Annotated in this window: 30 protein-coding genes; 11 read left to right on the top strand and 19 right to left on the bottom strand. The window is 58.1% G+C overall.

Features of this window, described 5'->3' with window-relative positions:
• Positions 1-183 (top strand): hypothetical protein (locus WKI84_RS09460; protein ID WP_337863304.1); only part of this gene is annotated, 183 nt, incomplete at its 5' end.
• A 16-nt stretch (positions 184-199) separates the two neighbouring features.
• On the top strand, positions 200-379 hold the full coding sequence (locus WKI84_RS09455) for a hypothetical protein (protein ID WP_337863303.1): 180 nt from the start codon (positions 200-202) through the stop codon (positions 377-379).
• 271 nt (positions 380-650) lie between these two features.
• Here the strand turns inward: WKI84_RS09455 and WKI84_RS09450 are convergent, their stop codons facing one another.
• From WKI84_RS09450 to WKI84_RS09430, 5 genes are all read right to left on the bottom strand, one after another.
• Positions 651-911 (bottom strand): hypothetical protein, encoded by a 261-nt coding sequence (locus tag WKI84_RS09450; RefSeq protein ID WP_337863302.1) that lies wholly within the window; start codon positions 909-911, stop codon positions 651-653.
• Between the two features lie 269 nt (positions 912-1,180).
• Positions 1,181-1,900: a chlorite dismutase family protein gene (locus WKI84_RS09445; protein WP_337863301.1), complete on the bottom strand. Its 720-nt coding sequence runs from the start codon at positions 1,898-1,900 to the stop codon at positions 1,181-1,183.
• Between the two features lie 399 nt (positions 1,901-2,299).
• Positions 2,300-2,731, bottom strand: a complete 432-nt coding sequence (locus WKI84_RS09440) for a hypothetical protein (protein ID WP_337863300.1) — start codon at positions 2,729-2,731, stop codon at positions 2,300-2,302.
• A gap of 528 nt (positions 2,732-3,259) precedes the next feature.
• Positions 3,260-3,643, bottom strand: coding sequence for an OB-fold domain-containing protein (locus WKI84_RS09435; RefSeq protein ID WP_337863299.1), 384 nt, complete (start codon positions 3,641-3,643; stop codon positions 3,260-3,262).
• A gap of 7 nt (positions 3,644-3,650) precedes the next feature.
• Entirely contained in the window at positions 3,651-4,817 is a 1,167-nt protein-coding gene (locus WKI84_RS09430) for a thiolase domain-containing protein (protein WP_337863298.1), read from the bottom strand.
• 109 nt (positions 4,818-4,926) lie between these two features.
• On the opposite strand from WKI84_RS09430, the gene topA reads away from it, so the two are divergent.
• Positions 4,927-7,188, top strand: a complete 2,262-nt coding sequence (gene topA, locus WKI84_RS09425) for a DNA topoisomerase I (RefSeq protein WP_337863297.1) — start codon at positions 4,927-4,929, stop codon at positions 7,186-7,188.
• Between the two features lie 80 nt (positions 7,189-7,268).
• Entirely contained in the window at positions 7,269-7,451 is a 183-nt protein-coding gene (locus WKI84_RS09420; RefSeq protein ID WP_337863296.1) for a hypothetical protein, read from the top strand.
• 12 nt (positions 7,452-7,463) lie between these two features.
• Here the strand turns inward: WKI84_RS09420 and WKI84_RS09415 are convergent, their stop codons facing one another.
• From WKI84_RS09415 to WKI84_RS09390, 6 genes are all read right to left on the bottom strand, one after another.
• Positions 7,464-8,093: a PH domain-containing protein gene (locus WKI84_RS09415; protein ID WP_337863295.1), complete on the bottom strand. Its 630-nt coding sequence runs from the start codon at positions 8,091-8,093 to the stop codon at positions 7,464-7,466.
• Positions 8,094-8,122: 29 nt separating this feature from the next.
• Complete coding sequence (locus WKI84_RS09410) at positions 8,123-9,946, bottom strand: FAD-dependent oxidoreductase (protein WP_337863294.1); 1,824 nt, start codon at positions 9,944-9,946, stop codon at positions 8,123-8,125.
• A gap of 267 nt (positions 9,947-10,213) precedes the next feature.
• On the bottom strand, positions 10,214-11,074 hold the full coding sequence (locus WKI84_RS09405; RefSeq protein ID WP_337863293.1) for a carbon-nitrogen hydrolase family protein: 861 nt from the start codon (positions 11,072-11,074) through the stop codon (positions 10,214-10,216).
• A gap of 81 nt (positions 11,075-11,155) precedes the next feature.
• The gene (locus WKI84_RS09400; RefSeq protein ID WP_337863292.1) at positions 11,156-11,452 is read right to left on the bottom strand and encodes a hypothetical protein; all 297 of its coding nucleotides are present in this window, start codon (positions 11,450-11,452) and stop codon (positions 11,156-11,158) included.
• Positions 11,453-11,738: 286 nt separating this feature from the next.
• Positions 11,739-11,915: a tautomerase family protein gene (locus tag WKI84_RS09395; RefSeq protein ID WP_337863291.1), complete on the bottom strand. Its 177-nt coding sequence runs from the start codon at positions 11,913-11,915 to the stop codon at positions 11,739-11,741.
• A gap of 23 nt (positions 11,916-11,938) precedes the next feature.
• The gene (locus WKI84_RS09390; protein WP_337863290.1) at positions 11,939-12,373 is read right to left on the bottom strand and encodes a helix-turn-helix domain-containing protein; all 435 of its coding nucleotides are present in this window, start codon (positions 12,371-12,373) and stop codon (positions 11,939-11,941) included.
• Positions 12,374-12,453: 80 nt separating this feature from the next.
• Between WKI84_RS09390 and WKI84_RS09385 the strand changes: the two genes are divergently transcribed.
• The gene (locus WKI84_RS09385; RefSeq protein WP_337863289.1) at positions 12,454-13,179 is read left to right on the top strand and encodes a uracil-DNA glycosylase; all 726 of its coding nucleotides are present in this window, start codon (positions 12,454-12,456) and stop codon (positions 13,177-13,179) included.
• Between the two features lie 10 nt (positions 13,180-13,189).
• On the opposite strand, the gene WKI84_RS09380 is transcribed toward WKI84_RS09385, so the two are convergent.
• From WKI84_RS09380 to WKI84_RS09370, 3 genes are read right to left on the bottom strand one after another with little or no spacing between them, the layout of a single operon-like run.
• Complete coding sequence (locus WKI84_RS09380; RefSeq protein WP_337863288.1) at positions 13,190-13,909, bottom strand: transcription factor; 720 nt, start codon at positions 13,907-13,909, stop codon at positions 13,190-13,192.
• 49 nt (positions 13,910-13,958) lie between these two features.
• Entirely contained in the window at positions 13,959-14,261 is a 303-nt protein-coding gene (locus WKI84_RS09375) for a hypothetical protein (RefSeq protein ID WP_337863287.1), read from the bottom strand.
• Positions 14,262-14,309: 48 nt separating this feature from the next.
• Complete coding sequence (locus WKI84_RS09370) at positions 14,310-15,257, bottom strand: adenylate/guanylate cyclase domain-containing protein (RefSeq protein WP_337863286.1); 948 nt, start codon at positions 15,255-15,257, stop codon at positions 14,310-14,312.
• 653 nt (positions 15,258-15,910) lie between these two features.
• Between WKI84_RS09370 and WKI84_RS09365 the strand changes: the two genes are divergently transcribed.
• The gene (locus tag WKI84_RS09365) at positions 15,911-16,084 is read left to right on the top strand and encodes a hypothetical protein (protein ID WP_337863285.1); all 174 of its coding nucleotides are present in this window, start codon (positions 15,911-15,913) and stop codon (positions 16,082-16,084) included.
• Here WKI84_RS09365 and WKI84_RS09360 read toward each other — a convergent pair.
• Positions 16,068-16,505: a response regulator gene (locus WKI84_RS09360; protein WP_337863284.1), complete on the bottom strand. Its 438-nt coding sequence runs from the start codon at positions 16,503-16,505 to the stop codon at positions 16,068-16,070. The genes WKI84_RS09365 and WKI84_RS09360 overlap by 17 nt on opposite strands.
• A 154-nt stretch (positions 16,506-16,659) precedes the next feature.
• Here WKI84_RS09360 and WKI84_RS09355 point away from each other — a divergent pair, with 154 nt between their 5' ends.
• On the top strand, positions 16,660-17,196 hold the full coding sequence (locus WKI84_RS09355; protein ID WP_337863283.1) for a COX15/CtaA family protein: 537 nt from the start codon (positions 16,660-16,662) through the stop codon (positions 17,194-17,196).
• A gap of 185 nt (positions 17,197-17,381) precedes the next feature.
• Here the strand turns inward: WKI84_RS09355 and WKI84_RS09350 are convergent, their stop codons facing one another.
• Positions 17,382-17,936, bottom strand: coding sequence for a hypothetical protein (locus tag WKI84_RS09350; RefSeq protein WP_337863282.1), 555 nt, complete (start codon positions 17,934-17,936; stop codon positions 17,382-17,384).
• Positions 17,937-18,068: 132 nt separating this feature from the next.
• Here WKI84_RS09350 and WKI84_RS09345 point away from each other — a divergent pair, with 132 nt between their 5' ends.
• Positions 18,069-19,637: a DNA-directed DNA polymerase II small subunit gene (locus WKI84_RS09345; RefSeq protein ID WP_337863281.1), complete on the top strand. Its 1,569-nt coding sequence runs from the start codon at positions 18,069-18,071 to the stop codon at positions 19,635-19,637.
• On the opposite strand, the gene WKI84_RS09340 is transcribed toward WKI84_RS09345, so the two are convergent.
• Positions 19,638-20,855 (bottom strand): orc1/cdc6 family replication initiation protein, encoded by a 1,218-nt coding sequence (locus WKI84_RS09340; protein WP_337863280.1) that lies wholly within the window; start codon positions 20,853-20,855, stop codon positions 19,638-19,640.
• Positions 20,856-21,380: 525 nt separating this feature from the next.
• Between WKI84_RS09340 and WKI84_RS09335 the strand changes: the two genes are divergently transcribed.
• The gene (locus WKI84_RS09335) at positions 21,381-21,911 is read left to right on the top strand and encodes a hypothetical protein (protein WP_337863279.1); all 531 of its coding nucleotides are present in this window, start codon (positions 21,381-21,383) and stop codon (positions 21,909-21,911) included.
• On the opposite strand, the gene WKI84_RS09330 is transcribed toward WKI84_RS09335, so the two are convergent.
• Positions 21,814-22,524: a helix-turn-helix domain-containing protein gene (locus WKI84_RS09330; RefSeq protein WP_337863278.1), complete on the bottom strand. Its 711-nt coding sequence runs from the start codon at positions 22,522-22,524 to the stop codon at positions 21,814-21,816. The two genes, WKI84_RS09335 and WKI84_RS09330, sit on opposite strands and share 98 nt — an antisense overlap.
• A gap of 59 nt (positions 22,525-22,583) precedes the next feature.
• Positions 22,584-22,883, bottom strand: coding sequence for a hypothetical protein (locus WKI84_RS09325; RefSeq protein ID WP_337863277.1), 300 nt, complete (start codon positions 22,881-22,883; stop codon positions 22,584-22,586).
• A gap of 167 nt (positions 22,884-23,050) precedes the next feature.
• Here WKI84_RS09325 and WKI84_RS09320 point away from each other — a divergent pair, with 167 nt between their 5' ends.
• A complete protein-coding gene (locus WKI84_RS09320; RefSeq protein ID WP_337863276.1) occupies positions 23,051-23,800 on the top strand; it encodes a geranylgeranylglyceryl/heptaprenylglyceryl phosphate synthase in 750 nt (249 codons plus the stop codon).
• 9 nt (positions 23,801-23,809) lie between these two features.
• Positions 23,810-26,338: DNA polymerase II large subunit (gene polC / locus WKI84_RS09315; RefSeq protein WP_337863275.1), on the top strand; the 2,529-nt coding region annotated here is incomplete at its 3' end.

The following is a 26,338-nucleotide window of genomic DNA, read 5'->3' as shown; positions in this document are numbered from 1 at the left end:
TGGAAGGGGAAGGAGGGAGGGAGACAGATTTCGCATTGTTTTGATAGCCTCGCTCGCGAGCCAATTGGTGGGCTCGCGAGCGGAGAGGACCTGCTGTTTCAGGAATTGGTTGGATGCGCCACAAAGGCCGATCTAATAAAGAATAGGAATGCAGTGCATTGCAAAAACAACGGGCTTCCGTGAAGTATTCATCCCGGACATGCCCGCCGATTCTCCATATGATATTCATGGAGGAGCGAGAGGCAAATTGCTATCAATAGAATATGCCGGCGCTGTGATACTCTCCGGATTCCCGGGGATCCGCGGAAGAGGATTGCGAATTAGGGGGGCGGGGGAAGAGAGCAACGCCGATGCCAAAAGCTTGAGCCTTGATAGATAGGGGAATAATAGTCGTCTTTCTTTCTTGAACTGTGCAACTTGGTTTCTGGCGTCTGAGTAACACGGTTCACAGAAACAGGTTAAGCATTTGTTTGTCGTTGTCGTCGCGGCAGGGCGTGCATGGGGATCTCAGCAGAGGGTTGCCCAGCTGCATCATACATACATACTTCTTTTTACTTTTGGCCGCTGGAGAGAAGAGGAGTGGGGGCGGGGCGGCTGGCGGGATATTTTACCGTGAATGGGCTTTCAACATTTTGATGGCTCTGCAGCTGCTAGGCGTTTGGATAGACCTCTCCTCCTACCCATTCGATGTTAGGCTGGCTTGCTATTGCAAGCACGGTGTCAAGGTTGACCTGCAGCACCAGCTCGTAATGCCCGTTGCCGTGGTTTGACGGTGTCTTGTCCACCATGGACTGCAGCCTGCGGGACAGCTCTTCTTCGTTTGCCCCGCGCTTGTAGTGTATGCTGAGCCAGAACCTCTGCGCTGTTTCTCCTGGATACTTTCTGGCAAGCATGGAGGACTTTAGAAGCAAGAACGGGTCTACGTTACGATGCCTGTGTTCCAGCAAAGCCACAACATTGTCGTAATCTTTCACTATTTCGGAGGACATGGATCGGCTTGCTTGCCGGATGGCATGTTATTAAGAACTGGGGCTGCACTGTAGTTCTTTGCAAGCGGTTTGCGCATGTAATCAATGGTTAGCCGATTGGTTGGCTGATGGTAGTTGCAGCCGTCCCATGCCGGCTCGTCCACCCGCAAGGACGATCTCGCCAGACAGGTTCGACCAAGTTGCTGTTGCTGCTAGCCAATACTCCTGACTATTTCCTCTATGTCCTTTTTGACACAGAGGAGCATCGGCGTGTCCCGGACCACGTACCTGCTGGCCTTGCTCTCTCTCAGTTGCATTATGAGGTCCTGCCACGCAGAAAGGTCCTCGGTCTCGAACGCGAGCATGAAATCCTGGTCGTCGAGGCCGAATGAATACGACGTGTTGAGCCTGACCTGCGGGAACCTGCGCCCGATCATGCCGTGCTCTTCCATCATCTCTTTGCGCGCCTCAAACGACAAAAGATACCACTCCCTCGTCTTGACAAACGGATAAACGATGACGTACTTTAGGGGCGGGGCGTCGGTGAGGTAGCTCTGCGCCAGCTTGCCCGAATATATGGACGGCCTGCTGGCTGCAAGGTAAACGTACGATGGCGCAAGGTACTTGCCAAACACCGTGCTGTACAGCTTTGACGTAAAGGCCTGCGTCTTTTCCAGGCTGTCAGAGATCATCCAGAACATCAGGTCCGCGTCTTCCCTGAGGCCAAGCGTCGAATACGTCCTCACCCTCATCGCCATCATCTTGGTGTCTGCAGCCTGGACCAGGCTTGCAAGCTCTCTTGCCGCCTCGCCCTTGCCGATCTCGTTTAGCCAGCGCCACTTGGGGTCCACTTTAAAGAATGCAAAGTTGAGGAATACCGGCGCAGGATTGGCGGCTCCGGGCGCACCGTGTTCAGAACTGGAGGCGCTCATGGGGTTCACTCACTCACTTTTTGTTTTATCACCATGCGGCGGCGAGCAGGACGCGGCGCGCAGGCACACGCCCGGTTGCAATTCAGCCCGTCCTGACGGGCGCCATATTCAGGCATTACGCGTGGCCGACAGAGACCGCCGGAGCACGATAACCGACGACGGGTGATGGTGGTGGTGATGATATGCGTGGCCCTGTCCCGCCGGATGGCTAACCTACTTGGCACGGATGATCGCAGAACAGGGCCAAGCATTGCTTTTGGATCCGTTGAGCAGGGTTATTGCGCTGACCTATTTAGCAGTGCGTGTACATTGCATTGCAAATCCGAAGGAAAGAGGGCCGGGTGCAAAAAGTACACGCAAGCGGCGTGCGCGCACTGCTCTGCTGCAGGGCTGTTGTTGTCAGGGCCGGCGGCTTTTGCTGCTGCCTCTGTCTGCCTGCGCGCTACCCTGCGGCACTTTTTCGCTCACCATCAGCGGCCGGTACGGAGTGATGTCTGCCTCCAACAGCTGGTGCGCCTTTAGAAACGGCAGCAGCTTGTGCAGTATTATCGACTCGTGGTCGGCCAGGATGTCAAAGGAGACCATGAGGACGGAGCCTTTGGTCATGGGTATCGTCGCCCTCTTTACTTTTTCATAGGCGGCCACCGCGTAGAGTGTTTTGCCGAGTTTTGCTTCGTGGACCTTTCTCATCTCCTGCCTGATGACAGACGCGACGACGGACATCTCGGATTCCTGGAGGGTCAGCAGCGGGGTGACGCCCTTGCGGTACTCGCTGGCGACTATGCGGCCAAAACCGTTCGCCACCCCTGCGAACCGGATGGAACCGTCCATCTTTAGGATTCTCTTGCATACTTGTACAGTAATCGGCATTTCCGCAGATTTTGGAGGATGAGGGATTATTTAATGAAAGGTTTGCACTGCCACGCGTTTTTGATACAAGAACGACTCTCTTTCCGGAAGAGACAGCAATAATTGGTGATCCATTGGACATAATACTGGATATAACCCGTTTCGGTCAATTTATTGAACCCTAATTCTCTCTCCCCCTCTCCCTCCCCCCTGCTAGCGGGTCGAGAACCGCTGGAACACCTGCCACGTCTGCGCCCGCCGTCCGTGCTCTTTATCAGGCCGGTGTTTCCGCCTGTCGAGGGGTGGTGGCCGCCCGAGTACGGCGGCGCCCCTTTTTGCCATCGCGCGTCAAAGGCTCATAGCCGGCCTCTGCCTGTCAGGATCAGGCTTTTGGGCGCGGGGGATGGAAAGGAGCAGGCAGGCTGCCTGCCTGCCACAATCAACTAGATAGAACTGCCAGATGACGCACGGCCTCGCGGCCCCAAAAGCCATGCTACACGCTACGTTACGCTACGCCTTTTCCAGCATCAGGCCGTGCTTCTGGTCAAAGCCCTTGACTGCAACCCTGGCCCCGACCGGCAGGTCCTTGGGCGCCGCCACGCCGGGCAAAAATCCGGACGCGCGCAGGTTGTTCGTGCCGTTTATCTTGAACACCACCCAGGCGTACGAGCCGGCGTCCTCAAACCCCTCCGGCGCCACGGCCTGAATCGTGTACGTCACGACGGTGCCGGCGCCTTCAAGCTCGATGTCTTCAAACTTGGACCCGGAGCACTTTTCGCAGAACATCACCGTCTCGAGCATGAGATGGCCGCATTTCGTGCACTTGTGAGCAAGTATCTTTTTCCTGTTTGCGGCCTCGACGAATTTTTCCCTGACCCCGTGCATTGAGGACATCTCTCTCTTACTTCCTGTCTACCTTTTTGAATATGTGCACCGCTGCGCTTGCGCCGGTCGCGCCAAAGTTGTGCGTCAGCGCAATTTCGGCGTTCTTTACAGTGCGCTCGCCCGCCCTGCCCGTGAACTGGTCAAACACCTCGACCACCTGGCCGACGCCCGTTGCGCCGATTGGGTGGCCCTTTGATTTCAGCCCGCCGGACGGGTTGATCGGTATCTCGCCGTTGAGCCTCGTGGCGCCGTCCCTGACTGCGTGGGCCGCCTTGCCCTTTGGGAAAAAGCCCAGGTCTTCGATGTCGATTACTTCGGCAATCGTAAAGCAGTCGTGCACCTCTGCAAAGTCGATGTCCTTGGCGGTGATGCCGGCCATCTTGTACGCCTGCCTTGCTGCTGCCACGGTGCTGGGGATGGTGGTGATGTCCTCCCTTCCCTGCACGGCCGCCGGCGACGCGCCGCGGCCAGAGCCGATTATCTCCACGTACGGCCTGCCTGATTTCTTGGCAAAGTCTTCAGAACACAGGATGACGGCGGACGCGCCGTCAGAGAACGGGCAGCAGTCCAAGAGTTTCAGCGGCGAAGCCACCACCGGCGACTTTAGCACCTCGTCGACCGTTATCTTTTTGCGGACGTGGGCCTTGGGGTTGAGCAGGCCGTTTTCGTGGTTCTTGACTGCCACGTGCGCCAGGTCCTCTTCAGTCGCCTTGTGCGTCGTCATGTAGGCGCGGGCCATCGACGCAAACAGGCCTGGAAAAGAGGCGCCGTTTCCGCCCTCGTAGAAAAAGTCAGAGCAGTATGAAAAGAGCGTGGTGCTGTGCGCGGTGCCCGTGTGGGTCACCTTTTCGACGCCGAGCGCAAGCACGCAGTCGTAAAAGCCGGCCGCCACGTTTGCAAACGCCTCCCTGAACATGACCGAGCCCGAGCCGCAGGCCGACTCGATTGTGAGCCCGGGGACGTGCGAGATGCCCAGGTTGCTCATGATTACGGGGGCCATGTGCACCTGCTTGTCTGCAACGCCAAACACGTTTGAAATGTAGCCTGCCTGGAGCTCCTTGGGAGTAATGCCGGCCGACTCGATGGCATCTTTGGCGGCGGAGAGCGCTATCTCGATGATGCTCTCGTTCAACTTGCCGTATTTCGTGCTGCCGGCGCCAAGAACGCAAACCTTGTTGGTCATATGATAAACAGAACTACCAGTTTTGCTGTATTTATATCTTAGACACTCTCGCTCCGTAAGAATAAGCTCTGATACGTATTATAACGTGATTGTGCGGGTATTATTTGCGTTGAATTACACGCTGGTGGTCTGCGAAAAACCGGATGCGGCCAGGCGCATAGCGCACGCGCTGGGCAGGGCGACGGAGAGCAGGCCGGCCGCCGGCGTGTCGGTGTTTGACGTGCAATCAGTGGTGGTGGGGGTGGGAGAAAAAAGCATACATTACAAGGTCTGCTCGGCGTCGGGCCACCTGTACGGCGTCTCTGACCCGACGAAAAACAGGAGCGTCTATCCCGTCTTTGACTTGGAATGGGCGCCGGTGGCGGAAAAAAACCGCAGGGCGGCAAAGATAATCGGCGTCATATCAAAGCTCTCCAAGGAGGCAGGCGGCGGCTTTGTCCACGCTTGCGACTATGACCAGGAGGGCGAGGTGATAGGCTACAGCATCCTGCAGTACGCCTGCGGCAACAGGTATTCCGGGGCGCTGCGGGCCAAGTTCTCGACGCTTACAGACGACGAGATAAGGGAGTCGTTTGCGAACCTGCAAAAGCCCAGCGAGGGGCTTGCGCAGGCCGGCAGGGCGCGCCACCTGCTCGATTTCATATACGGCGTAAACCTGTCAAGGGCGCTTGCGCAGTCGTTCAACAACAACAATAATAATAACAAAAAAGGCGGCAACGGAGGATGGGGGGGAGGCGGCGGCTACCGCAACCTGTCAATCGGCAGGGTGCAGGGGCCGACGCTTGCATTTGCGGCAGACAGGGAGCAGGAGATACGGCTGCACGTGCCTGACCCCTACTGGACGATAGCTGCCGATTTTGAAGTGCAGGGCGAGGGCGGCAGCCGGGCTATGGTGCACGCAGGCTATGAAAAGCCCAAGATAGAGGTGCAGGCAGAGGCGCAGGCTGTTCTGGACGCCTGCACGGGCAGGGACGGCACCGTGAGCAGGATCGACAAAGACAAGGTCGCATTAAAGCCGCCTACGCCCTTTAACATTGGCGACCTGCAGCGCGAGGCGTACAGGCTGTTCAAGGTCTCGCCGGGCTACACGCTTGCCGTCGCCGAAAAGCTGTACCTGCGGGCGCTCATCTCGTATCCAAGGACTGCAAGCCAAAAGCTGCCGCCGTCCATAAACTACCGCAAGATCCTGGACGGCCTTGCCTCTGCCAGCTATGGCCGGGAGGTTTCGATGCTGCTGCTTGCAAAAAGAAGCAACGGCAGACTGGCCCCGCACGAGGGCGCCATGAGCGACCCGGCGCACCCCGCAATATACCCCACCGGCCTTGCTGCGGCGCGCAGAAGCAGCAGCCTGTCCGGGCTCGACTTTAAAATATACGACCTGATCGCAAGGAGGTTCCTTGCCACGTTTGGCGACCCCGCGCTGACGGAGCGAGTGCGGGCAGAGATCGTGATTGAAAACGGTGATAATAGTTACCGCTTCCTGGCAGAGGGCAGGGCGACCCTGTACGACGGCTGGATGGCGCTTTACAGACCTTATGTCAATGTAGTCGCCGAGCAGCCGGGCCGGCTGCCGTCGCCGCTTGCGCAGGGCCAGGTGCTTGCAAACAGGCAGGTGAAAATGGAAGACAAGTTCACGCAGCCGCCTTGGCGCTACAGCCAGGCGAGCCTCCTTGCCAAGATGGAGCAGGAGCAGATAGGCACCAAGGCAACGCGGGCAGACATCATAGCCACGCTCTTCAAGCGCGAGTACCTTGCGCAGGAAAAGGGCGGGACGATGGTGAGGGCAACCGACCTTGGGCTTGCAGTAGTCGAGTCGATGAAGGAGCGCGTGCCGGCCATCGTGTCCACCGCGCTGACAAGGTCGATGGAGGAGCAGTTGGAAAAGGTGGAGGAAGGAGAGCAGGACCCGGCCGCGGTGGTAGAGTATGCGGCAGAAAAGCTCGTCGAGTCGCTTGCCGCGTTCAGGAAAAACAGAACCGAGATCGGCCGGCAGATAAGGCAAGAAATGGGGGGAGGAGAAGGGGGTAACGGCGATATAGCGGCAGCTGCGCAGCAGCAGGCAACCGTAATAGGCCGCTGCCCTCTGTGCAAGACGGGCAGCCTGCGCATGATACGCTCCAAGACCACGAAAAAGCGGTTTGTCGGCTGCAGCAACTATTCTCCTTCTACTTCTACTTCTGCTGGCGCGGCAGGAGGCGGAGGAGGGGGATGCAGGGCAAGCGCGCCGCTCCCGCAGAAAGGCACGGTGAGAAGCTACGGCAAGGTGTGCAGCTGCGGCTGGCCCATAGTGTGGGTGGCCTTTGGCAGGGGCAAAAAGTGGAACATGTGCGTCAACGTGCAGTGTCCGCACAAAAAGAAAGCTGGCAGCTGAATTGCCCGGTCGTTTTATCCGGAATTTGAGAATTTTATGAGACAGAAGTCCATGATATAGAATCCATCTAGCTAAAAGGCTTGCATACCCTTGATAAGCAAAAGCTGGCTGATCAAGGAGGCGACACCATGAGCTTTGCGAGCGACCACTCTCACATGTGCGAATACTGCCAGGAGCGGTTCTCGTGCCCCATCGACAAGCATGAATGCAAGATGGAATGGAAGACGGGGCACAACGACCACTTCCTTGCGATGACCTGCTGAATAGCAGTATAGCTAGAGCCTCTTCAAGAGCTCCTGCTTCATGTGCTGGAACTCGGCGTCTGACAGCACGCCCTGCTCTTTCAGTTTGGCCAGTTTTGCCAGCTCGTCTGCCATCGATATTGGCGGCTGTTGTTGTTGTCGTTGTTGCGCCGCAGATGCGCCGGCGGCAGCGGCCTTTTTCACGCGCTCCATGCCGGCCCTTATGATTTCTATCAGCTTCTCTGCCTTGTCTTTGGGAATGGCCTCGATCTCTCCCTCGTCGCTTCCGCTGGCAAAGGCTATCAGGTTGAGCTTTTTCTGGGCCATCGTGCTAAACCCCGGAGCGCGGAGGACGATCTTTGATGAAAAGACTCCTTTTTCCAGCCTGGCGCTCGTAATTTTGTCGTAGCCTATATCCTCGATGCTCTGGCGGAGGCCAAGTGCGCTTGGGTCTTTGATCAGGAGCCTTTTCTCTGTTGCAAATATCGTGTTGGGAGTCGTGATCGAGCCGCCCGGCCTGGCCCTGGCCTGCTTTGCAACCAGCAAGACCTTTTCATCTGGATCCAGCCTGTCTGCAATCTTTCTTATCTCGTCCAGCTCGTCCTTGTCGGTGATGTCGGTCTTGAAAGGCACCTCTTCCTTCTTGCCAAAGCCAAAAGGCATGGATAGAGGAATCTTCTATGATCTTCCTCTTAACCTTTGTCAGTCGCTGCCGCCGGCTCCAAATTGCAGTTTGCAGGCCCGTTTACCACCTTGCCGGCGTATGAAAAGCGCGAGCCGTGGCACGGGCAGTCAAACGACTTTTCAGACCCGTTCCACTCCACCGTGCAGCCCAGGTGCGTGCACACCGCCGAGTACGAGTGCAGCCTGCCCTGCGAGTCTCTGTAATAGGCGACGGGCCCGTCTTCCTCCTCCACGACCGTCCCCTGCCCCGGCTCAAGCTCGCCGGGCCCGACTTCGGGGCGCTCCGGCTCGCCATCGCCTTTTTCTTGCTCTCCCTCATCCTCCTGTTTGTGCGGCCCGGCGCGGGACCTTCTCTTCTGCCTGCGCGCAGGGTCGTACAGCTTGGCCCACCTGTTGCTTTTGCCCGTTATCAGGTCGGTCAGTATCATCCCTGCAATAGTGCCGTGCGTTATCCCGTTCCCCGAGTCGCCAGTCGCGATAAAGACGTTCCTCCTCTTGTCGTTTGGGTTCCTGCCGATGAACGCAAGCGAGTCAAGCGGCTCGAGCACCTGGCCCGACCAGCGGTACTCCACCTCCTTTATTGGAAAGTGTTGCCTAGCCCACTCTTCAAGGTCGGAATAGCATTTCTCGGCGTCAACCGGCCTGCCGGTCTCGTGGTCCTCGCCCCCCACCACCAGCAGGTCATAGTCTTTGCTCCCGGCAAGCTTTTGCAGCCTGGCGTAATGGTACGGCGGCATGATGCTGTTCCGGCGGTGGTCGCCGGTGTCCCAGTACAGCGCGTCTGGGACGGCTCCCTTGTCGACTCTCGCCGCTATGACGTACGTGCGGTATGCGTCCTGCCTTTCGTACATCTTGCTTATCGTGTCGATTATCGGCGCGTTGGTGGCGACGACTATTTTCCTGGCAGAGACCCTGTAGTTTTGCCGGCGGCTTTTATCGGCAGCAGCAACAACAACAGCGGCGGCGGTGACTCCCGTCCCCGTGACATTTGTCACGTGCGTCCCCGTATACACGCGGCCGCCGTGCCTGACTATTGCCTGCGCGAGGCCGGCCATGTATTTGAGCGGGTGGAGCCGCGCCTGGTTTGGAAAGCGGAGGCATTGCTGTTGCCGTTGCTGGCGGCCCCCGTTGAACACCTTTAGGGGAAGCAAGCGGCTGCTGTAGTCGTCGCCGTTGCTGCTGTTATCATCATCTCCTTCTTCTCCTTCTCCTCCTCCGCCGCTATCCTCCAAAAGCTCGGTCTGCAGCCCCGCCCTGCGCGTGGCTGCAAGCTCGTCCTTGAGCGACTGCGGGCTGTCTGACGGGTCCAGGAAAAGGTAGCCGTCCACGCGTGCAAAGTCGCAGTCGGCGATGTTTTCCTTCCTTACTATCGACTCTATCAGGTCGATGGCCGCAGAGTGGCTCTCTGCCGCAAGCCGGGCGCCCTCTGCGCCGTGCATCCTTTCGATGTTGTAATAGCGGTCGTCCAGCGCGCAGGTGGCGTGCGCGGTGGTCCTGCCGGTCTCGCCGCTTGCAATGTCGCCGTCGTCAAGGACTGCCACTTTTTTGCCCGCAAGCGCAAGCAGGTAGCCGGTGGTCAGGCCGGAGATGCCGCCGCCCACGATTGCGACGTCTACAGAAACGTTGCCGCCGAGGGGGGCAAACTGCAGCTTTTGATGATCGCCGGAGACATCGGCAAACCACGAAGGCACGGTGCCGCCGGCCGTCTTTTCCTCCCAGCCCTCTTTTTCTTCCTCCTCCTCTTTTCTGCCCTTTTCCCCGCCGTCCTTCTTCTTGTTGCCGTGCGGGCTTTTTGCAGCTGCTGCCGCCACCTCCTCCTCGACCTCTTCCACGCAAAATTTAGGCATCCAAATTTTAATAGGGTTGCGTAATTTGCAAGGAATTTTCGTTTCCTGGCCTGCTTGCTTGCCCCTCCCTCCCTTTCTTCCTTTCTTTCTTTCCTGCACACGCCTCTGCTGCATACTGCCAGGTCAGGCAGCTATGGGGCGCCGGCCCGCAAGTCATTAAAACCACCTCGACAAATCGTATGTGCCCGGGGCCAGGCCGGGCGGGTTTCCGGAGACGCTCCCCTGGCAGCTCTCTCCTTTCTTCTTTCTTAGCTAACCTTTCAGGGCATACAGGTCGGTCCGGCGGTTCTTCAGGAGCGGGAGCGACTCGCGCACCTTGGCTACCCTGCCCAAGTCGAGCTCGACGACTTCCATGCCCTCGCGCTGTCCCATGTCGAGCAGCACCGCGCCGAACGGGTCCACCACCATGCTCCTCCCGGCAAAGATGTTGCCCACCTGGTCGGGAGCGACCACGTACGAGCCGTTCTCTATCGCCCTTGCCTTCAGCATGACCTGCCAGTGCTCCTCCTTCATCGGCCCCTGCACCCAGCCGGAGGGGACGGCAAGAACGTTTGCGCCCTTGACGGTCAGAAGCCGCGACAGCTCGGGGAACCTGACGTCGTAGCATATCATGACGCCCACGGGGCCGGCTGCAGAAGTTTTTGCTGGCCTGACTATCCTGTCGCCGGCCAGCAGCTTTTTCGACTCTCTAAAGCCGAGCGCGTCGTACAGGTGCAGCTTTCTGTAGACGGACGTTATCCTGCCGTTTTTGCCTATGACGAGCGCGGTGTCAAACACGCGGCTGCTGTTTTTCCTGCTGCCGCCTTTTTCATAGATGGTGGCTATCACCTCTATCCCGTGCTTTTTGGCCTCGCGGCAGAGCGCGCCTGTAAACTCACCCCGGATGGTTTCAGCTATTCTTGAAAGATCCTGCGGCGTCTGCGAGCCGGGCGAAAAGGCCATCTGGAACTCGGGAAAGCAGACGATGCCGGCCTTTTTTGCAGCAGCTTCTGAAATGTATCCTATCGACGCGCGCAGGTTCTCCTGCTTGTCCTGCGACGACTTCATCTGCACCACGGCTACTGCTGCAATCCGGGATGGTGATGCCATGCTCTTTTTCTTGCCTGCCTGCACCTGTCTCTGAAACGGTTCTCTGCGGCAGAGATATTAATTATTAGCTGCTTGCTGAGAGTGTGTAGCAAAGAGTACCAATCATCATTTGGTAGTTTCCAGCCAAAGGTCATTGCTTGCAATTCTGACGATTCTGGCAGTGGTACTCTTCTTCGTTCCCGTTAACGCAGGATCAGCTTCTTCTGCCGCCGCTGTCAATAATAATAACGGCTTTTCTGAAAAAGTCAAAGTAACGTCGCTAGAAGCAAAAGACGGCAGGGTGTTCACCGACCCGCAAAGGATATGCGATGCCTGTGGAACGTCTGCCAAGCGTTTTTTTCTCTCGGCAACAATCAAAAACAACAGCCCGGAGCTACAGCAACAGCCGTTTGTTGTAATCATGGAGATCAGAGATCAGGGAGGCATTAATATCTGCAATTTCAGCTGGGAAAACTGGACCCGGGTGCAACATCCAGCGTTGCGATTTCATAGGATCCTGCAAGGGCAGGAGAGTTTGAACTTACTTAGGTCGTTTGTCACCAGCGACCTCAATCGCCCAGAAATACTCTCAAACGTTCACAGTACGGCTGTAAGAGTCTCTCAGGGTTTACTTTGGCACAGAACTACCCCAGTTCCGCCTCTCTCTGCGTCTTGTCACCGTGCAACAAAACTAAAACAAAGAAAATTACTACAGCTGTTTGCCGGCCTGGAACCAGTTCTCCTTTGGGTTTTCGTCGTACACGACGATGACGTGCTCTGCCTTTGTCTTTAGGATGCTGACTGCCGCGTCCGTGATTGCCTTGGCAAACTCGTCCTTTTGCTGCTGCGTCCTGCCTGGGTACATTGAAACGAGGATGAGGGGCATGTTTGTTTCTGGGAAAAGGTGTGCTACTGCGGGTTTATATGCACAGCGTCCGGCGCTATGGTCTGCGCCACCGCCTCAGCAGAAGCAGTCGCCCGCCCGTCTACTGCTACCGCCGCCATCGCCTTGGCATCGCTATTGCTGCTACTGCTACCGCTGTTGCTGCCGCCGCCGTCTTTCTCCTGCTGGGCCAGCTCGTACAGCGCCTGGAGGTAACGCTTGATGAAATTGGCGCCGGGAGACGGCCTGCGGCCCTTTTCATAGTCGGAGAGCACGGACGGGGTTATGGCCATCTTTTTGGCAAGGTCTGCCTGCTTGATGCCAAACTTTTTGCGCCACATCTTCAGCTGCTGCGGCGGGCTGTCGCTCAGCACGACAGAGCCTGCAATCCACGTCAGCTCGTCTTTCGTTGTTGTTGCCGTTGCCGTCGTCGTAGAAAGGCGCCCCTCTTCTTCTGACAAACGGGAACCGTCGCCCTCACGGGTGATAAAAAGATTATTTTTGGGCTTGCGCAAAAGACGTAGCACAGCACAATACAGGCATGGCAAATCATCATCACCATCACCACCATAGTGGCAATAATGGCAACCTTGACCGGCTCAACGGCAAGGTGATAGAGTGTGCCAGGTGCCCGCGGCTTGCTGCCTACATCAAAGAGGTCAGCAGTGCGGGGAAAAAGAGGCCGAGGCGCTTTGCAAACGACAAATACTGGGCCAGGCCCCTTCCGAGCTGGGGCGACCCAAACGCAGGATTGCTCATAGTCGGCCTAGCGCCGGCGGCGCACGGCGGCAACAGGACCGGCAGGATGTTCACCGGCGACTGCTCCGGCGACTGGCTGGCAGGGGCCATGCACGGGTCAGGGTTTGCGAGCAAGCCTTCAAGCGTGTCAAAGGACGACGGCCTCGTCCTGCACGGCGCCTACATCACCGCCGCGGTGAGGTGCGCGCCGCCTGACAACAAGCCCCTGCCGTCTGAAATAGCGGCGTGCGCGCCGTACCTGGAAGCCGAGCTTGCCATATTGAAAAACGTCAGGGTGGTGCTTGCGCTGGGCAGGATAGCGTTTGGCGCCTACTGCAAAGTGGCCGGCCTGAAGGGGCTTGAATTTGCGCACGGCGCCCTGTACGACGAGCGGCAGGGAAATGGAAGGATGCTGCTTGCCTCCTACCACCCGAGCAGGCAGAACACCAACACGGGCAGGCTCACGTGGGAGATGTGGTCTGCCATCTTTCAGACCGCAAGGTCGCTTCTTTTGTCGTCATCGTCGTGAGAAAATTATTTTACTTTTTCTTCTTCTTGGAAGCCGCCGACGATGAAGAGCTTTTTTTGGCCGCTGCTGATGGAGCCGGCTTTTTGCGGGCTGCGGCCGCCTTCTTTTTTGCTGCTGCCGCCGCGCCGGACGGCTTTTTCGCCTTTGCTTCCATCTCTTCTCCTTCTTCTTCCTCCTCGTCTGCTGCCGCTGCTGCAGCCGCCAGCTTGCTGTTTTTAGAGTTGACGATGTCAGTGGTAATCTGGTCTATCTTCATCCTGAGCGCCTCTTTGACCCGGGCGTTGTCCACCATGTTGAGCGGCGCCTGGCATTCCGGACATTTGAAGAACAGCTCTACCGCAGCGTCGAACTTGACCCTCTGGCACTGGTGGTTGCCGCAGTGGTAAAACTCGGTCGACCCCTCGTGCTCCAGGCGCTTGTGGAGCCTGTCGAGGATCTTTTTCTTCTGGTTCTCGATGAAATTGTCGACGTGGTCCTGCTTGGCCCGCCAGCGGTAGACGAACCAGCCCTTCTTCTCGTCCTTGACCCTTATGCCCGAGATGAGGGCCTTGCCAAACATGTCGTAGAGCACCTTGCGCACGATGTTTATCTTTAATCCCGTCGCGCTGGCTATCTCCTCGTCGGTCACGTCCTCGGTGTTGAGGAGCGCCCGGGCGACCTTGACGTACTCTTCTCCCCCTATGAGGCCTGCAATCTTGACAAAAGAATCCTCGTACTCTATCGCGCGCACTACTTTTTTTGCTCTATTTTGTGATATATATCTTGTCTATTTGGTTTGGTCACTGGACCCCGGTCGTCGTTGCTGCTGCCGTCGTTGTCGTCTCCCCGTCCTTGCCAAACGATATCTCGACGTTCCCGTTCTTCCAGAAACCGACCCGGTACGACTCTCTTGCAAAGATGGGCAGGGCGTCGATGCTGTCGGCCTTGCAGCTCGGGCAGCGGTGGATATCGCCGGCAAAGTGCGAAGCACACCAGTAGCAGGACTGGCAGATGACGAAATTGGCCCTATAGCGATCTAACTTGCATGCGAAAACCAGAGAGGGGCTTCCTGTATCCAGACCGGGGGAACACGTGGCGTTCATGCGGGCAGTTGAGTGGGAAATTATTAAAGGGTTGAGGGTACTTTGCAATTAAATGCTGCCATACAGCTGGTATATCTTGCCCGTATAGTCGCTCATGTAGCCCCACACCTCGGGGCTGACGCTCAACGGCTTAAAGTGCGCCTGCTGGTCCTCCCGCAGCGCCTCGTACACGAACTGGCCTATCACTATCTGGTCCGGGCCGGCAAGGGCGGTCATCTTGGCCGTGACGCTTATCGTGTAGCCCAAGATGTCCAGGTGTGGCCTGCGCACCACCCTGCCGTCGTCGAGCGTGGTTGCGTCCCACCCGTACTGCACGACCACGTTGTCGCCAAAGTCTATGCCGACCCTCACGTTCAGCTCGGGATAGTCGTACTGGTTCAGGATGGGGTTTATCCCCTGCCGCATCACCTTGATCATGGTCTGAGCGCAGGCCACCGCGTTGGCGCACGGCACGGCCAGGTTGTTCCAGTCGGCTATGAAGAAAGCCATGATGGCGTCGCCCACGTATTTGAGCACATAGCCGCCGTACGCGCTTATGATTATGGACATCTCTTGCGTGAACGCCTGGACTATGTTGGCCAGCCTGTCCGGCGGAAGGGTCATAGACAGCTTGGTCGACCCCACTAGGTCGATGTGCAGGATTACAAACGACACTTTGGATTTGACGAATTTTTCCAAGATGGCCTGCGTCTCCTCGCTGGAGAGGTTCAGGTCCGTGTCGAACTTCAGCGCCTTCCAGACGTGCTCTTGCGCCTGCGCGACTGCCGTGTCGGTGTCCACCACCTTGTCAAGGTAAAACGACGAGAGCGACGGCGCGCCGGCCACCTGCTGCGCCTTGGCCCGCTTGCTCTCCTCCTCGGCCGCGACGCCTGCTATCACCTGCCGGACCTGCTCCTCGCCGAGGTCCAGCTGCACCGCTATTATCTCTGGCTCGATGCCCGAGTTATAGAGGTTGATGATGGTCTGCCTCTGGTAGTTGGGATCGCCCCCGTCCATGGCCGAACACGGTGCGCCTAGCAAGTATTAAACCAATATGCTGCGGCCGCCGCTGCTGGCGGGGGTGGCGCCGCTACAGGTTAGACGCCTGCCGGGGCTGTGTGTGCCTGCCCCCTGTGCTCCTGCAGCTGGTCGGGGGCGCCAAACCTTGCCATGCACGCACGCACACACATGTCGCAGATGTATTACTCCGGCACCACGGGTTTGCTGCTGGGCTCAGGCGCCGTCGCGTCCTTTTCCTCGGCTCCCCGGACGGGCGTGTAGCGATCACCTACTTTTCAAACGTGGAGGAGGAGGGCGACGAGGGTGGCGGTGACACTGTCTGCGAGCCGGTGCCCCCTTGTGCACAAACTCGTAGCCATGCTCCAGCTGCGCCTCGCTCAGGGCCAAACTGATGACCGGGGCTATGGCGTCGTCGGGATCCTTATTCCCTGTCTATCGTCAGGCACTTTTTGACCGAGGTAAAGTGCCTCCTGCCTACCCGGACCACGCTGCCGGCGTCCTTGCCGTCAGACGTGTAAACTCTCGTCTTTTCGATCGCTGCATATGTGATGGACGCATGTGTGTATATGCGCGTGCATTTCTATAATGGCTTTCCAGCTCCGGGCGGCGAGATTATTAATAACATGTTCTCTGTAAGTAACGTAGTATCAATGTCCAAAACCGAGGAAAAGGTTCTCCTGACGCTCCCAAACATAAAATACCTGGTAGAAGGGCTGGATGCGCTTCTGATGATGGACCTTGACGGCGAAAAGCGGGTCAAGGTGATACAGCTGCGCGACGAGCTGGTGTCGTACATCAACAGCATCTTTAACGACTATTCGTAGCGCCGCCAGCGGCGACAGACGAGGAAGAGGGATCGAAAGGAGATGGAGAGGGGCACGCAGCGCGCACCTTGCATATCACCTCGTTCATGGACAGCGGCTCCTTTTTTATCACGTCGTCCCTCTCGAGGCTCCCCATCAGCATCAGCGCCTCTGCCGCCGACGACAGGACGGACGGCGCCAGCATGAATAGGAACCGGGTCTGCGAGTCGCGCAGCCTTATTTCACGGTAGAGGTCGATGCCAGTCATTTCGCGCATCACAAGGTCGGTGACGACCAGGCCGTACCGGGAGCGCGATGCGAGATCGACTGCCTCCTGCGGGTCCGGCGTGTGGCTGACTTTGTAGCCGTCTGCCTTCAGGTACGTCCTGATGATGCCTGCGGTGCTCTCTTTCTGGTCTACGAGCAGGATGGCGGTGCTCATATGTGTGTACCCTTTCCAGCAATATTTTAGCAGTTTTTCGCTAAAAGCCTGCTGGTCAAATGATCTATATCTCCGCCGTGGACGCAAATAGATAGAAAGTGCTCTGCTCTGCGCGTGCATGCGCATGCGTATGTGCGCGGACGAACGTTAATAATTGGAAAACGCCTTCCTCCCTGCGACCGTGGCTTCTCCTTCTTCCTCTTCTCCCCACGAGAGGGCGGCCGAGCAGGGCATCAAAAAGCCGGTAGTCGCCCTGGCCTTTGCCTCGATCGGCCTCGTTTACATGGTCATGATGGTGGGCGTGTACCTCAGCAACGGGCCCATCAACGATGCAGGCATCGCGTGCCCCGAGTGGCCGCTCTGCCCAAACGGCCTGTCCGGCGCGCCTGAAGACAGGTACCTTATCGAGTACGTCCACAGGGTGCTTGCGGTGATTGCTGCAGGCGCCGTCTATGCCACCGCCGCGGCCGTCATGGCGTCGTCCAAGGGCGCCGGCAGGGGCGCCAGGATCGCATCGCTGGTTGCCGCCGGCATCGTCACCGTGCAGATAGTCCTGGGCTACCTTACGGTGGTGTCCAGCCTGAACCCGGTCGTGGTCGCCACGCACCTGTCCACCGGGATAACGCTGTTTGCGTTTGGCCTGCTGACGTTCTGGTGGGCAAGAGTCTGGAAAAAGCAGTGGTGGAGCTAGCCAGTTAGTTAGCGCCAGTGGACGCGCGAGTTCTCGTAAAACTCCCTGTCGTCTTCTGCAAGCGCGACCTTTCTGTGGCACTGCTCGCACAGCAGGTATCTCGAGTCAGGGGGGAGCTCCTTTTTGCACCTGCCGCAGAACTTTTTCGTTGCCGTGTCTGGATAAGCGGCGGGGGCGCATAAAGGTTAAGCGGCGGTGGGTGGCGGCGGAGGCGAGCCGGAGCGCCTCTCCCGGGCCAGCTTGACCCCGCCGGCTATGGCGGTGCCTATGCCTGCAATGACCAGCGCCGCCCCGGCAAGGATGGCGATGCCAAAGTTGACCAGCTCGCGCTCTTCAAACGGCAGGCCCAAAAGCCCGGCTGCGACGCTTGCCTGCCTGTCGCTGGACACATTCCTCACTTCGAGCGAAAGGCTGCCGGGCCTGGGTGCGGCAAACGTGGCAGAAAAGGGAAGCGATGTCACGTTGTAGGACTGGATAATGGTGCCGTCGCCGTCCCTGACTTGGGCGACGAGGGGCACGTCTGCCGGCTCTGCCGAGATCGACACGATGTACTGCCGGCCGGCCGGGACATTTGCCGCTTCATGGACAAACGCCTGGCCCGGCCCCAGTGTGATGTGCTCTGGCTCGAACGCGTCTTTTGGGAACTGCCGCACTATGGTGGAGACGGAAAACGTCGAGACTGCAAGGCCGGCCGCTATCAGCGCGCCACCTGCGATCAGCAGGATGTAGCTGGTTCTCACTTGTGTATGTGTTTTCATTAGGTGGCCTGCCTAATATCATTGCTGGCTGCCTGCTGCTGGCGACATACTGCTATAGATTTTCGTATAGAAATCTAATTAAAGGCCGGGCCGGACAGAAAGGCAGTCTGTTTCTTGGCACTGCAAAGTGAGGTTGCCAGCGCGCTCTCGTATGCGGCCAGCAAGGGCTACCAGATACACCCCGACGCGTTTGCCATGCTCAAGGGGCTGGAGACCGACGTGCTCAAGGCCGTGCAGGACATCATCAAGACGAAAAAGTCTCGGATGATAGTCGTGGAGGACATCAAGGGCTTTTTGAACCCTGGCGCGGCACTGGAGGCGCAACAACAGCAGCAGGAGGCAGAGCAAAAGGCCGAAGTGCTGGTCGACCCGACGCCCAGGGTCAACTCTGGCGAGGGCGTCGACGGCTATGCCGCGCTCTTCAAGAGCCGGTTTGAAAAGACGATGCGCATCCTGGCCCAGCGGCCGGACAGCAAGCGCATATCCAAGATTTCCACCGTGAAACTTGCGGGCAAGAACGGCGGCGGCCATCACCCGCAACAGAGGGTTACTGCGGCAGGCCATAACAACGAGCGCAGCCTGAACGGCGGCGCCGGTTCCAGCTTTGTAGTCGCCGGCCTGCTGATGTCCCGGCGCACAAAGAAGAACGGCATCGAGCTGGAGCTTGACGATTACACGGGCAGGATGTCGGTGATGGCGGTGTCAGACGACGCCAAGAGGCAGGCGGCGGCGCTTGCGCTCGACCAGGTGGTGATGCTCGAGCTTGAAAACGCCAGAGGGGTGCCGGGGCTGTCGGTCAGGAGCGTCTTTTCGCCAGACATCCCCGACCACCTGCCAAGCAGGAGCAAGTCCGAATCCTATGCGGTGTTGATATCGGACCTGCATGTTGGGAGCAAGTATTTCATGGAGGCCGAGTTTACGAGGTTTTTAGAGTGGCTCGGCTCGGGCAGGGACGACGAGGTAGTTCGCAAAATCAAGTTCCTGTGTATAGGCGGCGATTTGATAGACGGGGTAGGGATCTTCCCGAACCAGGACAAGGAGCTCGTGATGATGAACGCCGGCGCCCAGATGGCCCACACGGCGCGCCTGCTCTCCAGGATTCCAAAGCACATCAAGACCTACATCATCCCGGGCAACCACGACCCGGGCAGGAGGGCGCTCCCGCAGCCGGCGTTCCCTGACGGCGGCTCTTCTGGAGGCATTTACACGCTTGAAAACTGCACGATGCTTGGCAACCCCGCGTATGTTTCGCTGAACGGCGTCAAGGTGTTGATGTTCCACGGCCAGAGCCTCGACGACGTGATAGCGACGACGCCGGGCCTCAGCTACCAAAAGCCGGCCGAGGCCATGAAGGTTTTGTTAAAGGCGCGCCACCTGTCGCCCACTTACGGCGGGCGCACCCCGATTGCGCCAGAGACTGAAGACATGATGGTGATGACCGAGGTGCCAGACATCTTTCACTCGGGGCACGTCCACGTGACAGACGTCGACTCGTACAGGGGGACGCTCGTTGTCAACTCGGGCGCGTGGCAGGCGCAGACGAAATTCCAGCAGACGATGGGCATAACGCCTTCTCCCGGGATCGCAATCGTCGTCAACCTGGCTACGCTGCAGCCGTTCAAGCAGGATTTCAACAATTATTATAATAACGGCAGCGGCGGCTCACCATCACCGTCATCATAGTCAGTCGGCCAGCAGCTCTGCAAAAGAGGAGTCGCCCCTTAATGCGTCTTTTACCGTCTGCAAAGGCACGGTCACCCTTATTTTCTGCGACCTGCCGTAGCGCCCCTGGCTCACCACGTCGGTAGACACTATCCCGAGCTGATCCAGCTCGGCCACTATTTGCGTCACGCGCCGCTGGGTGAGAGGCTCTTGGTCGGCCCTGCGGCAGAGCGCCGAGTAAACTTCGTACACCTCGCCCGTGTTGCCGTTCTTTGACTTTGTTATTGCCAGAATCACGAATTTCGTGTGGGTGGTGGCGTTGCGTATCACTTCATGGCTCGTGTCCTTTTCAATCTTGTCCTGCGCGGCCCGCACGTGCCTTTCCTCCACCTTTTGCGCCCGCTCCCGCTCGGCAAGCTCGGCCGCCACGCGCAGCAGGTCGATGGCCTTGCGCGCGTCGCCGTGCTCCCTGCCGGCCATCGCCGCGCACAGGTTGATGGCGGCGTCGGCTATGGCGCCCTCGCTGAACGCTATTTTTGCGCGCTCTGACAGTATCTGCCTCAGCTGCTCTACCGTGTACGGGTTGAACACGGTCTCCTCCTCGCTGAGGCTGCTCCTCACGCGGGGATCCAGTTTGTCCTTGAAGGTGAGGCTGTTAGAGATGCCTATCAGGGAGATAAAGCCGCCCTTGGCCATCATCCTTTCGTTTGCCCTTGTAAAGGAGTAGAGCACGTCGTCGCCGTTCCTGTCCACCAGAGAGTCTATTTCATCTATCACCAGTATGACGTGCATCTTTTTCTTTTGCATGTATTGCAGTATCCTGTCGGTGGCCTCGCCCATAGACAACCCGGTGAAATGGACTTTTTTGTCCTCCCTGTTCAGGCCGGTCAGCTCGGCTATTTCAAACAGGATCTTGTAGGCGCTGTTGGACAGCTTGGCGTTTATTATCGGCACCGTCACTTCGATGCCAGCGTCGGCGGCCTTTTTCTGCAGCCTGCCTGCCACCGTCTTTACCACGGCTGTCTTGCCGGTTCCTGGCTTGCCAAACAGCAGCACGTTTGAAGGGCGCGCCCCTTTGAACACGGTCGAGAGCGTCTGCGCTAGAGCTGTTGACTCGGCGTCCCGGAACGGCAACCTGTCAGGCACATAGTCGATGGTGAGCGACTGGCGGTTCCTGACAAGCGCCCTGCCTTTTGCCGCCCTGTCGAAAATGTCATCAATGTTGTTGTCAGCTATCACGCGCCCGCACCCCTCCCTTTCCTTTCCAGAACAGGTAGGTACACAGGTTTGTTAAGGTTGTCTTAACAGGTATGTTAACAGGTCGTTTTTAAACCGGCAAATCAAGTTTAGCTATTTTACAGATATACTTGTACGAGCTGGAAGAAAAGGAGCTATGAGAAGAGGGTTGCACAGGAAAGAAAGGGGTGCGCCCCTACCAGCAGCAATCGACGTAGTAACAGTCTGTCAACAGCTGCGATCGTGTATCTGGGAAAGGGCCAGAAAACGACCCCCCTATTTCCACTGGAGCGTTAAGGTGGCCGTTAACGCTGTTAACAGGGGTGAACGTAACCCCTCCGTTTCCACTGGAACAGGAAACGGCCCCTGACCTACTGCAAAATTGGTTAACCTGACCACTTTGTTAACGAAAAAGCTCTCCCTCTCATGCAAAGCCAACATTAGCTAAGCTGGTTGTTATCAATAGTGGCACAAGCTGTGTTAAGTGTTAAGGTGCCGTCAGCCCCTCTACCTCGGGAAGCCGTCTAGTTGGGCAAAAGAAAATTCAGGATAGAGTTAGAGGACGCGGAGGGCAGCAAGTACAACCTCTCGCTGGAGGGCAACATCTCCAAGGAAAAGATATTGAAGATAGTCGAGTTCATGGACCTGCTCAACATCGAGGAAGGGGGAAATGGGAATGGCGCCTCCCTCCCGACTGCCAGGCTTGGGGCGGCAGCAGGCGACAACGAGAATGACAGCAACAAACCTACAGGCGCCGGCGACAGGATATGGGCCCTCGTGGCAGACAAGTTCCCGTTTGGAAGCTTTACCTCGTCTGACATCCTGGAGCTGTACGAGGACACGTACAACGAGCCCATCAAGCTTTCCATCATCTCCACCTACCTCTCAAGGTACGCCGAGCGTGGCCGCCTCGTGAGAACCAGGCAGGGCAAGGAGTGGGTCTATAAAGCCACTACCGCTGCTAGGCAGCAGCCCGCCGGATCCCGCCTTCTTGCTGCTGATGGTGAGAAACAACAACAGCAGCCTTCTCGCCCAGCCGCTGCCGACCGGCTTCTGTGATCGCATAGCGGAACGGCTTGGAGCCTACCTCCCGGGTCACCAGCCCGGAATCGTGCAGCTTTTTCATGAGGCGCGCCGTGTGCTCCCTCGTCCTGCCTATCGCGTGCTGGACCTCCCTTGAGGCGCGGGGCCTTTCTGCCAGCAACTTTAGAATATAGTCGACGGTGCCGTTCTGGCCCTCGAATTTTTCCATCCCTTCGGCGCCTGCCGTAACTACTGCTGCAGCCGGCTGATGGTAGCTATGATGCTGCTGCGTGACCGGCACGGGCTCACTCACGGCCGGCGCGTGAGCCTGGACCTGCTGCGGCTGCGCCGTCACATACGCCGTGTGAGGCTGCGAAAACGCCCCGATCCTCGCCTCTGTAATGTCAATCTTGGCGCGCATCTCTGCCATTACCCGGTCATAGTCCTTGAGGCGCCTCGTGTACTCCATCACAACCGCCTCGACGACGGCCTCGTCGGCGCTGTACCTGCTACTGCTGCCTTTCTTTTCGGTGGTGGCAACGCGTAACTTGTTATAGCCCATCACGCTTGCCAGGCCCACGGCATAGGCGAGCACGCCAAGTATCACGTACCCAAGGTCAACAGTGATGCCAAACAACGCTAGATCCATGACATGTCACGGCTTGTCCATGACAGATCCGTGATTTAATGCTACGGAACAATCTTTGTTTACAACTTGCACACTCTTTTTACCAGCTGGTCCATCACGGATATCACGTCTTCCATGCGTGCGTTGTCGAGCACATCACGGCCTTCCGGAGAGGCAAATATCACGCCCAGCTGGTCTGCCAGGCGCCCGATAGCGCCCAGAGCCTCCGGTTCAAGCGCCCCCGACGATTGCAGAAGCATTGCGCTGTACAATACAGCAATCGCCTTCTCCCGGGACTGCTTTACCTGCCTGTAATACGAGCCAGAAGTCATGTTTTGCGCCCTGCCGCCACCCTGCAGCCTTTTCGAAATTATTGACATCTGCTTGGGCGTAAACAAAGATTTTGCAATTAATGCCTGCAAAAGCATGTTGGAATTAGAATCAGGCTCGGCCATGCCAGCTATACAAATCTGTATAGCGGGTTTCCTATTAAATTTTCCTGCCGGGTCAAACTTTAAAATGGCAGCCCGTCCTCCCAAAGGGGGAAGTGCTAGCGGCTGGAAAGGTGGAGCAATACCTCAACGGCGAGATCAAAAAGCACGGCACGATCTGCCTGCCGCTGATCGATTCAGAGAATTCGACGGACGCCGCGTCCATCGCAAGAAAAGTGGAGGAGGTGGGCGCCTCCGGCATCTTGGTAGGGGGCTCGTCGGCCACGGACCAGATGGAGCTTGCCAAGGTGGTCGCAGAGATTAAAGATTCAGTCAGGATACCCGTGATATTGTTCCCCGGCAATGTCACGGGCGTGTCACCCCGGGCAGACGCGATACTGTTCAGCTCTTTGCTCAACTCTGAAGACCCCTATTTCATCACCGGCGCGCAGGCGCTTGGCGCCCCCGCCGTAAAAAAGCACGGGATAGAGCCGCTGCCAACCGCGTACGTGATAGTGGGGGAGGGCACGGCGGCGTGGTTTGTCGGCCGGGCCCGGGCCATCCCGTTCCACAAGCCCAACCTGGCCGTCATGTATTCGCTGGCAGCGCAGTACATGGGCATGAGGTACGTCTACCTCGAGGCCGGCTCGGGCGCCTCACAGAACGTCCCGCCAGAGATGGTGGCGGCGGTAAGGAAATACTACCAGGGGACGCTGATTGTAGGAGGCGGGATCAAGACGCCCGAAACCGCCGGCGCAGTCGCAAGGGCAGGCGCCGACATCGTCGTCGTCGGCACCATGATAGAGAAGGACGGGGAGTGGCAGCAAAAGTTATCTGCGATGATACGCTCTATGCGCCGGGCCTGATGCGCTAAAATGGCGACCACTACTACTAGTATTATAGAGGAGGGCGACGCGCGCCTTGCAGACATCAGCATGCCGGCCTATTACCGCCGGTACCAGCACGACATACTGGCAAGCGTGCAAAAGTATTACGAGCACGCGCTAAAGGCGCGCCGCAAGGGCATCGACGTGTCCGTGATGGTCGAGCCCAAGATAGCGTTCGATCTTTCCGACAGAGTTGCAAAAATGCACAACATCGACGTCGCCGACCGTCTTCGCGCCCTGCTGGGCTCGACGACGAAAGAAAAGGCCGCGTTAAAGATAGCAGAGGAAATCGCCAAGGGGGAGTACGGCACCGGCGACCTGCGGACGCGGCTTGACAACGCCGTTCGCGTGTCGCTTGCCGTGGTGACAGAGGGCGTGACCGTGGCCCCGCTGCAGGGCATCTCCGACGTGACGATAAAGCACAACGCCGACGGCTCTGAATACCTGTCGGTGTCGTTTGCCGGGCCCATCCGCTCGGCCGGCGGCACAGAGGCCGCGCTCACCATGCTAATTGCCGACCACGCAAGGAAGGTTGCCGGCCTTTCTACGTACAAGGCCAACTCGTTTGACGACGAGACCGGCCGCTTTGTGGAAGAGCTGCGCATCTACGAGCGCGAGGTTATGGGGTTCCAGTTCAAGGTGCTCGACGAGGACGTTGTCAAGTGCATATCGAGCCTGCCGGTCGAGCTGGACGGCGTCGACACCGACCCCGTTGACGTCGTCGGTCATAAAGGCATGAGGCGCATAGCCACCGACAGGGTGAGGGGCGGCGCGCTCAGGGTGATGAACGACGGGCTCATCGGCAGGTCCAGGAAGTTGTTAAAGCTGGTAGAGACCCTGAAGCTGGACGGCTGGCAGTGGCTCAAAGAGTTAAAGGGCGCGATACAGACGGGCGACGACGACGCGGCCCACCACAGGATGTCCGAAGTCATCACCGGCAGGCCAGTTTTGTCGATGGTGAAAAAGGTGGGCGGCTTCCGCCTGCGCTACGGCAGGTCGTGCAACACCGGCTTTGCCACCGTGGGGATACATCCTGCCGTGCCTGCGCTGCTCAACTATGCCATCGTGGCAGGCACGCAGATCAAGATGGACATGCCCGGCAAGGCGTCCACGATAGCGCTTGTAGACACCGTCGAGCCGCCGATTGTAAGGATGGAGGACGGCCAGGTGCTTGCTGTGCGCACGGTCGAGCAGGCAGAGAAGGTCCGCAAAAAAGTGCAAAAGATCCTCTACCTTGGCGACATGCTGATAAGCTATGGAGACTTTTTAGAAAACAACGCCCAGCTGCCGCCTGCAAGCTATGTCGAAGAGGTGTGGGCGCTCCAGCTAAAAAAGTTCCTTGTTTCTTCTTCTAACGACAGCAGCAAGATAGAGGGGGCCAAGCGCGACAGGCTGGTCGAGCTGGCCGAGAACCCGTTCACGACGGCGCCGACAGTTGACGAAGCGTTTGAGATAAGCAGGCTGGCAGCAGCAGGCATTCCATTATACCCGAAATATTCGTTCTATTTCGACGCCGTCACCGTCGCCGAGCTGGCGCACCTGAAGGAGAGGATGGCCGCAGGGAAATTGCCGGCGGCCGACGATGCGCTCAAGGCCGTTTTGGAAAAGCTGGGCGTGTCGCACTCTGTTTCTGCCAGCAGCAACAATGATGAAAAAACAATAGCAATAGACGACCCCGACCAGGCCGAGTCGCTTTCGCGCCTGCTGCTCTCCGGCCCGGCTACAGGAGAAGAAAAAGACGCCCTTGAATTCGTCGCCAAATCATCAAACGGGATAACCGTCATGCCGAAATTTGCGTCGTCGATAGCAGTCAGGGTCGGCAGGCCGGAAAAGGCGGCCGAGCGCAAGATGAAACCCCCCGTCCACGTGCTGTTCCCGATAGGCACAAAGGGGGGCGCGACGCGGGACATCATCAAGGCGTGCGCCGCAACCCCGGACGGCTCTATTTTTACAGAGATAGCCAACCGCTACTGCGAGGCATGCCGCCTGCCGTCGCTTGGAACGCGCTGCCGCAGCTGCGGCGCGTCGACGATGGTGCGCAACCTCTGCCCCGTGTGCAACGACGAGGTGGACGACGGCGAAAAGTGCAAGCGCTGCAACAAGGACGGCCGGACCTGGCGCTCCATCAACTACCCCCTGAAAGCGGCGCTTGAAGCCGCCCAGAAAAAGGTGGGCACCAAGGCGCAGGAGCCGCTCAAGGGCGTCAAGTCGCTGATGAGCAGGGACAGGGCTGCAGAGCCCCTGGAAAAGGGCATACTGCGGCAAAAACACGGCCTGTACGCGTTCAAGGACGGCACGATACGCTTTGACGCAACCAACGAGCCGCTGACCCATTTCACGCCGGCGTGGGTGGGCGTCAGCGTGGAAAAGCTGCGCGAGCTCGGCTACACACGCGACTACCTTGGGCGCGATCTCACGTCGCCGGACCAGCTTGTGGAGCTGATGATGCAGGACGTCATAATACCGGCAGACTCGGCGCGCCACCTCGTCAACACCGCCAAGTTCATCGACGAGGAG

Source organism: Nitrososphaera sp., assembly GCF_037447015.1.
Taxonomy (GTDB): Archaea; Thermoproteota; Nitrososphaeria; order Nitrososphaerales; family Nitrososphaeraceae; genus Nitrososphaera.
The sequence above is the reverse complement of the archived record's forward strand: the minus strand, read 5'-3'. Positions and strand labels throughout refer to the sequence as shown.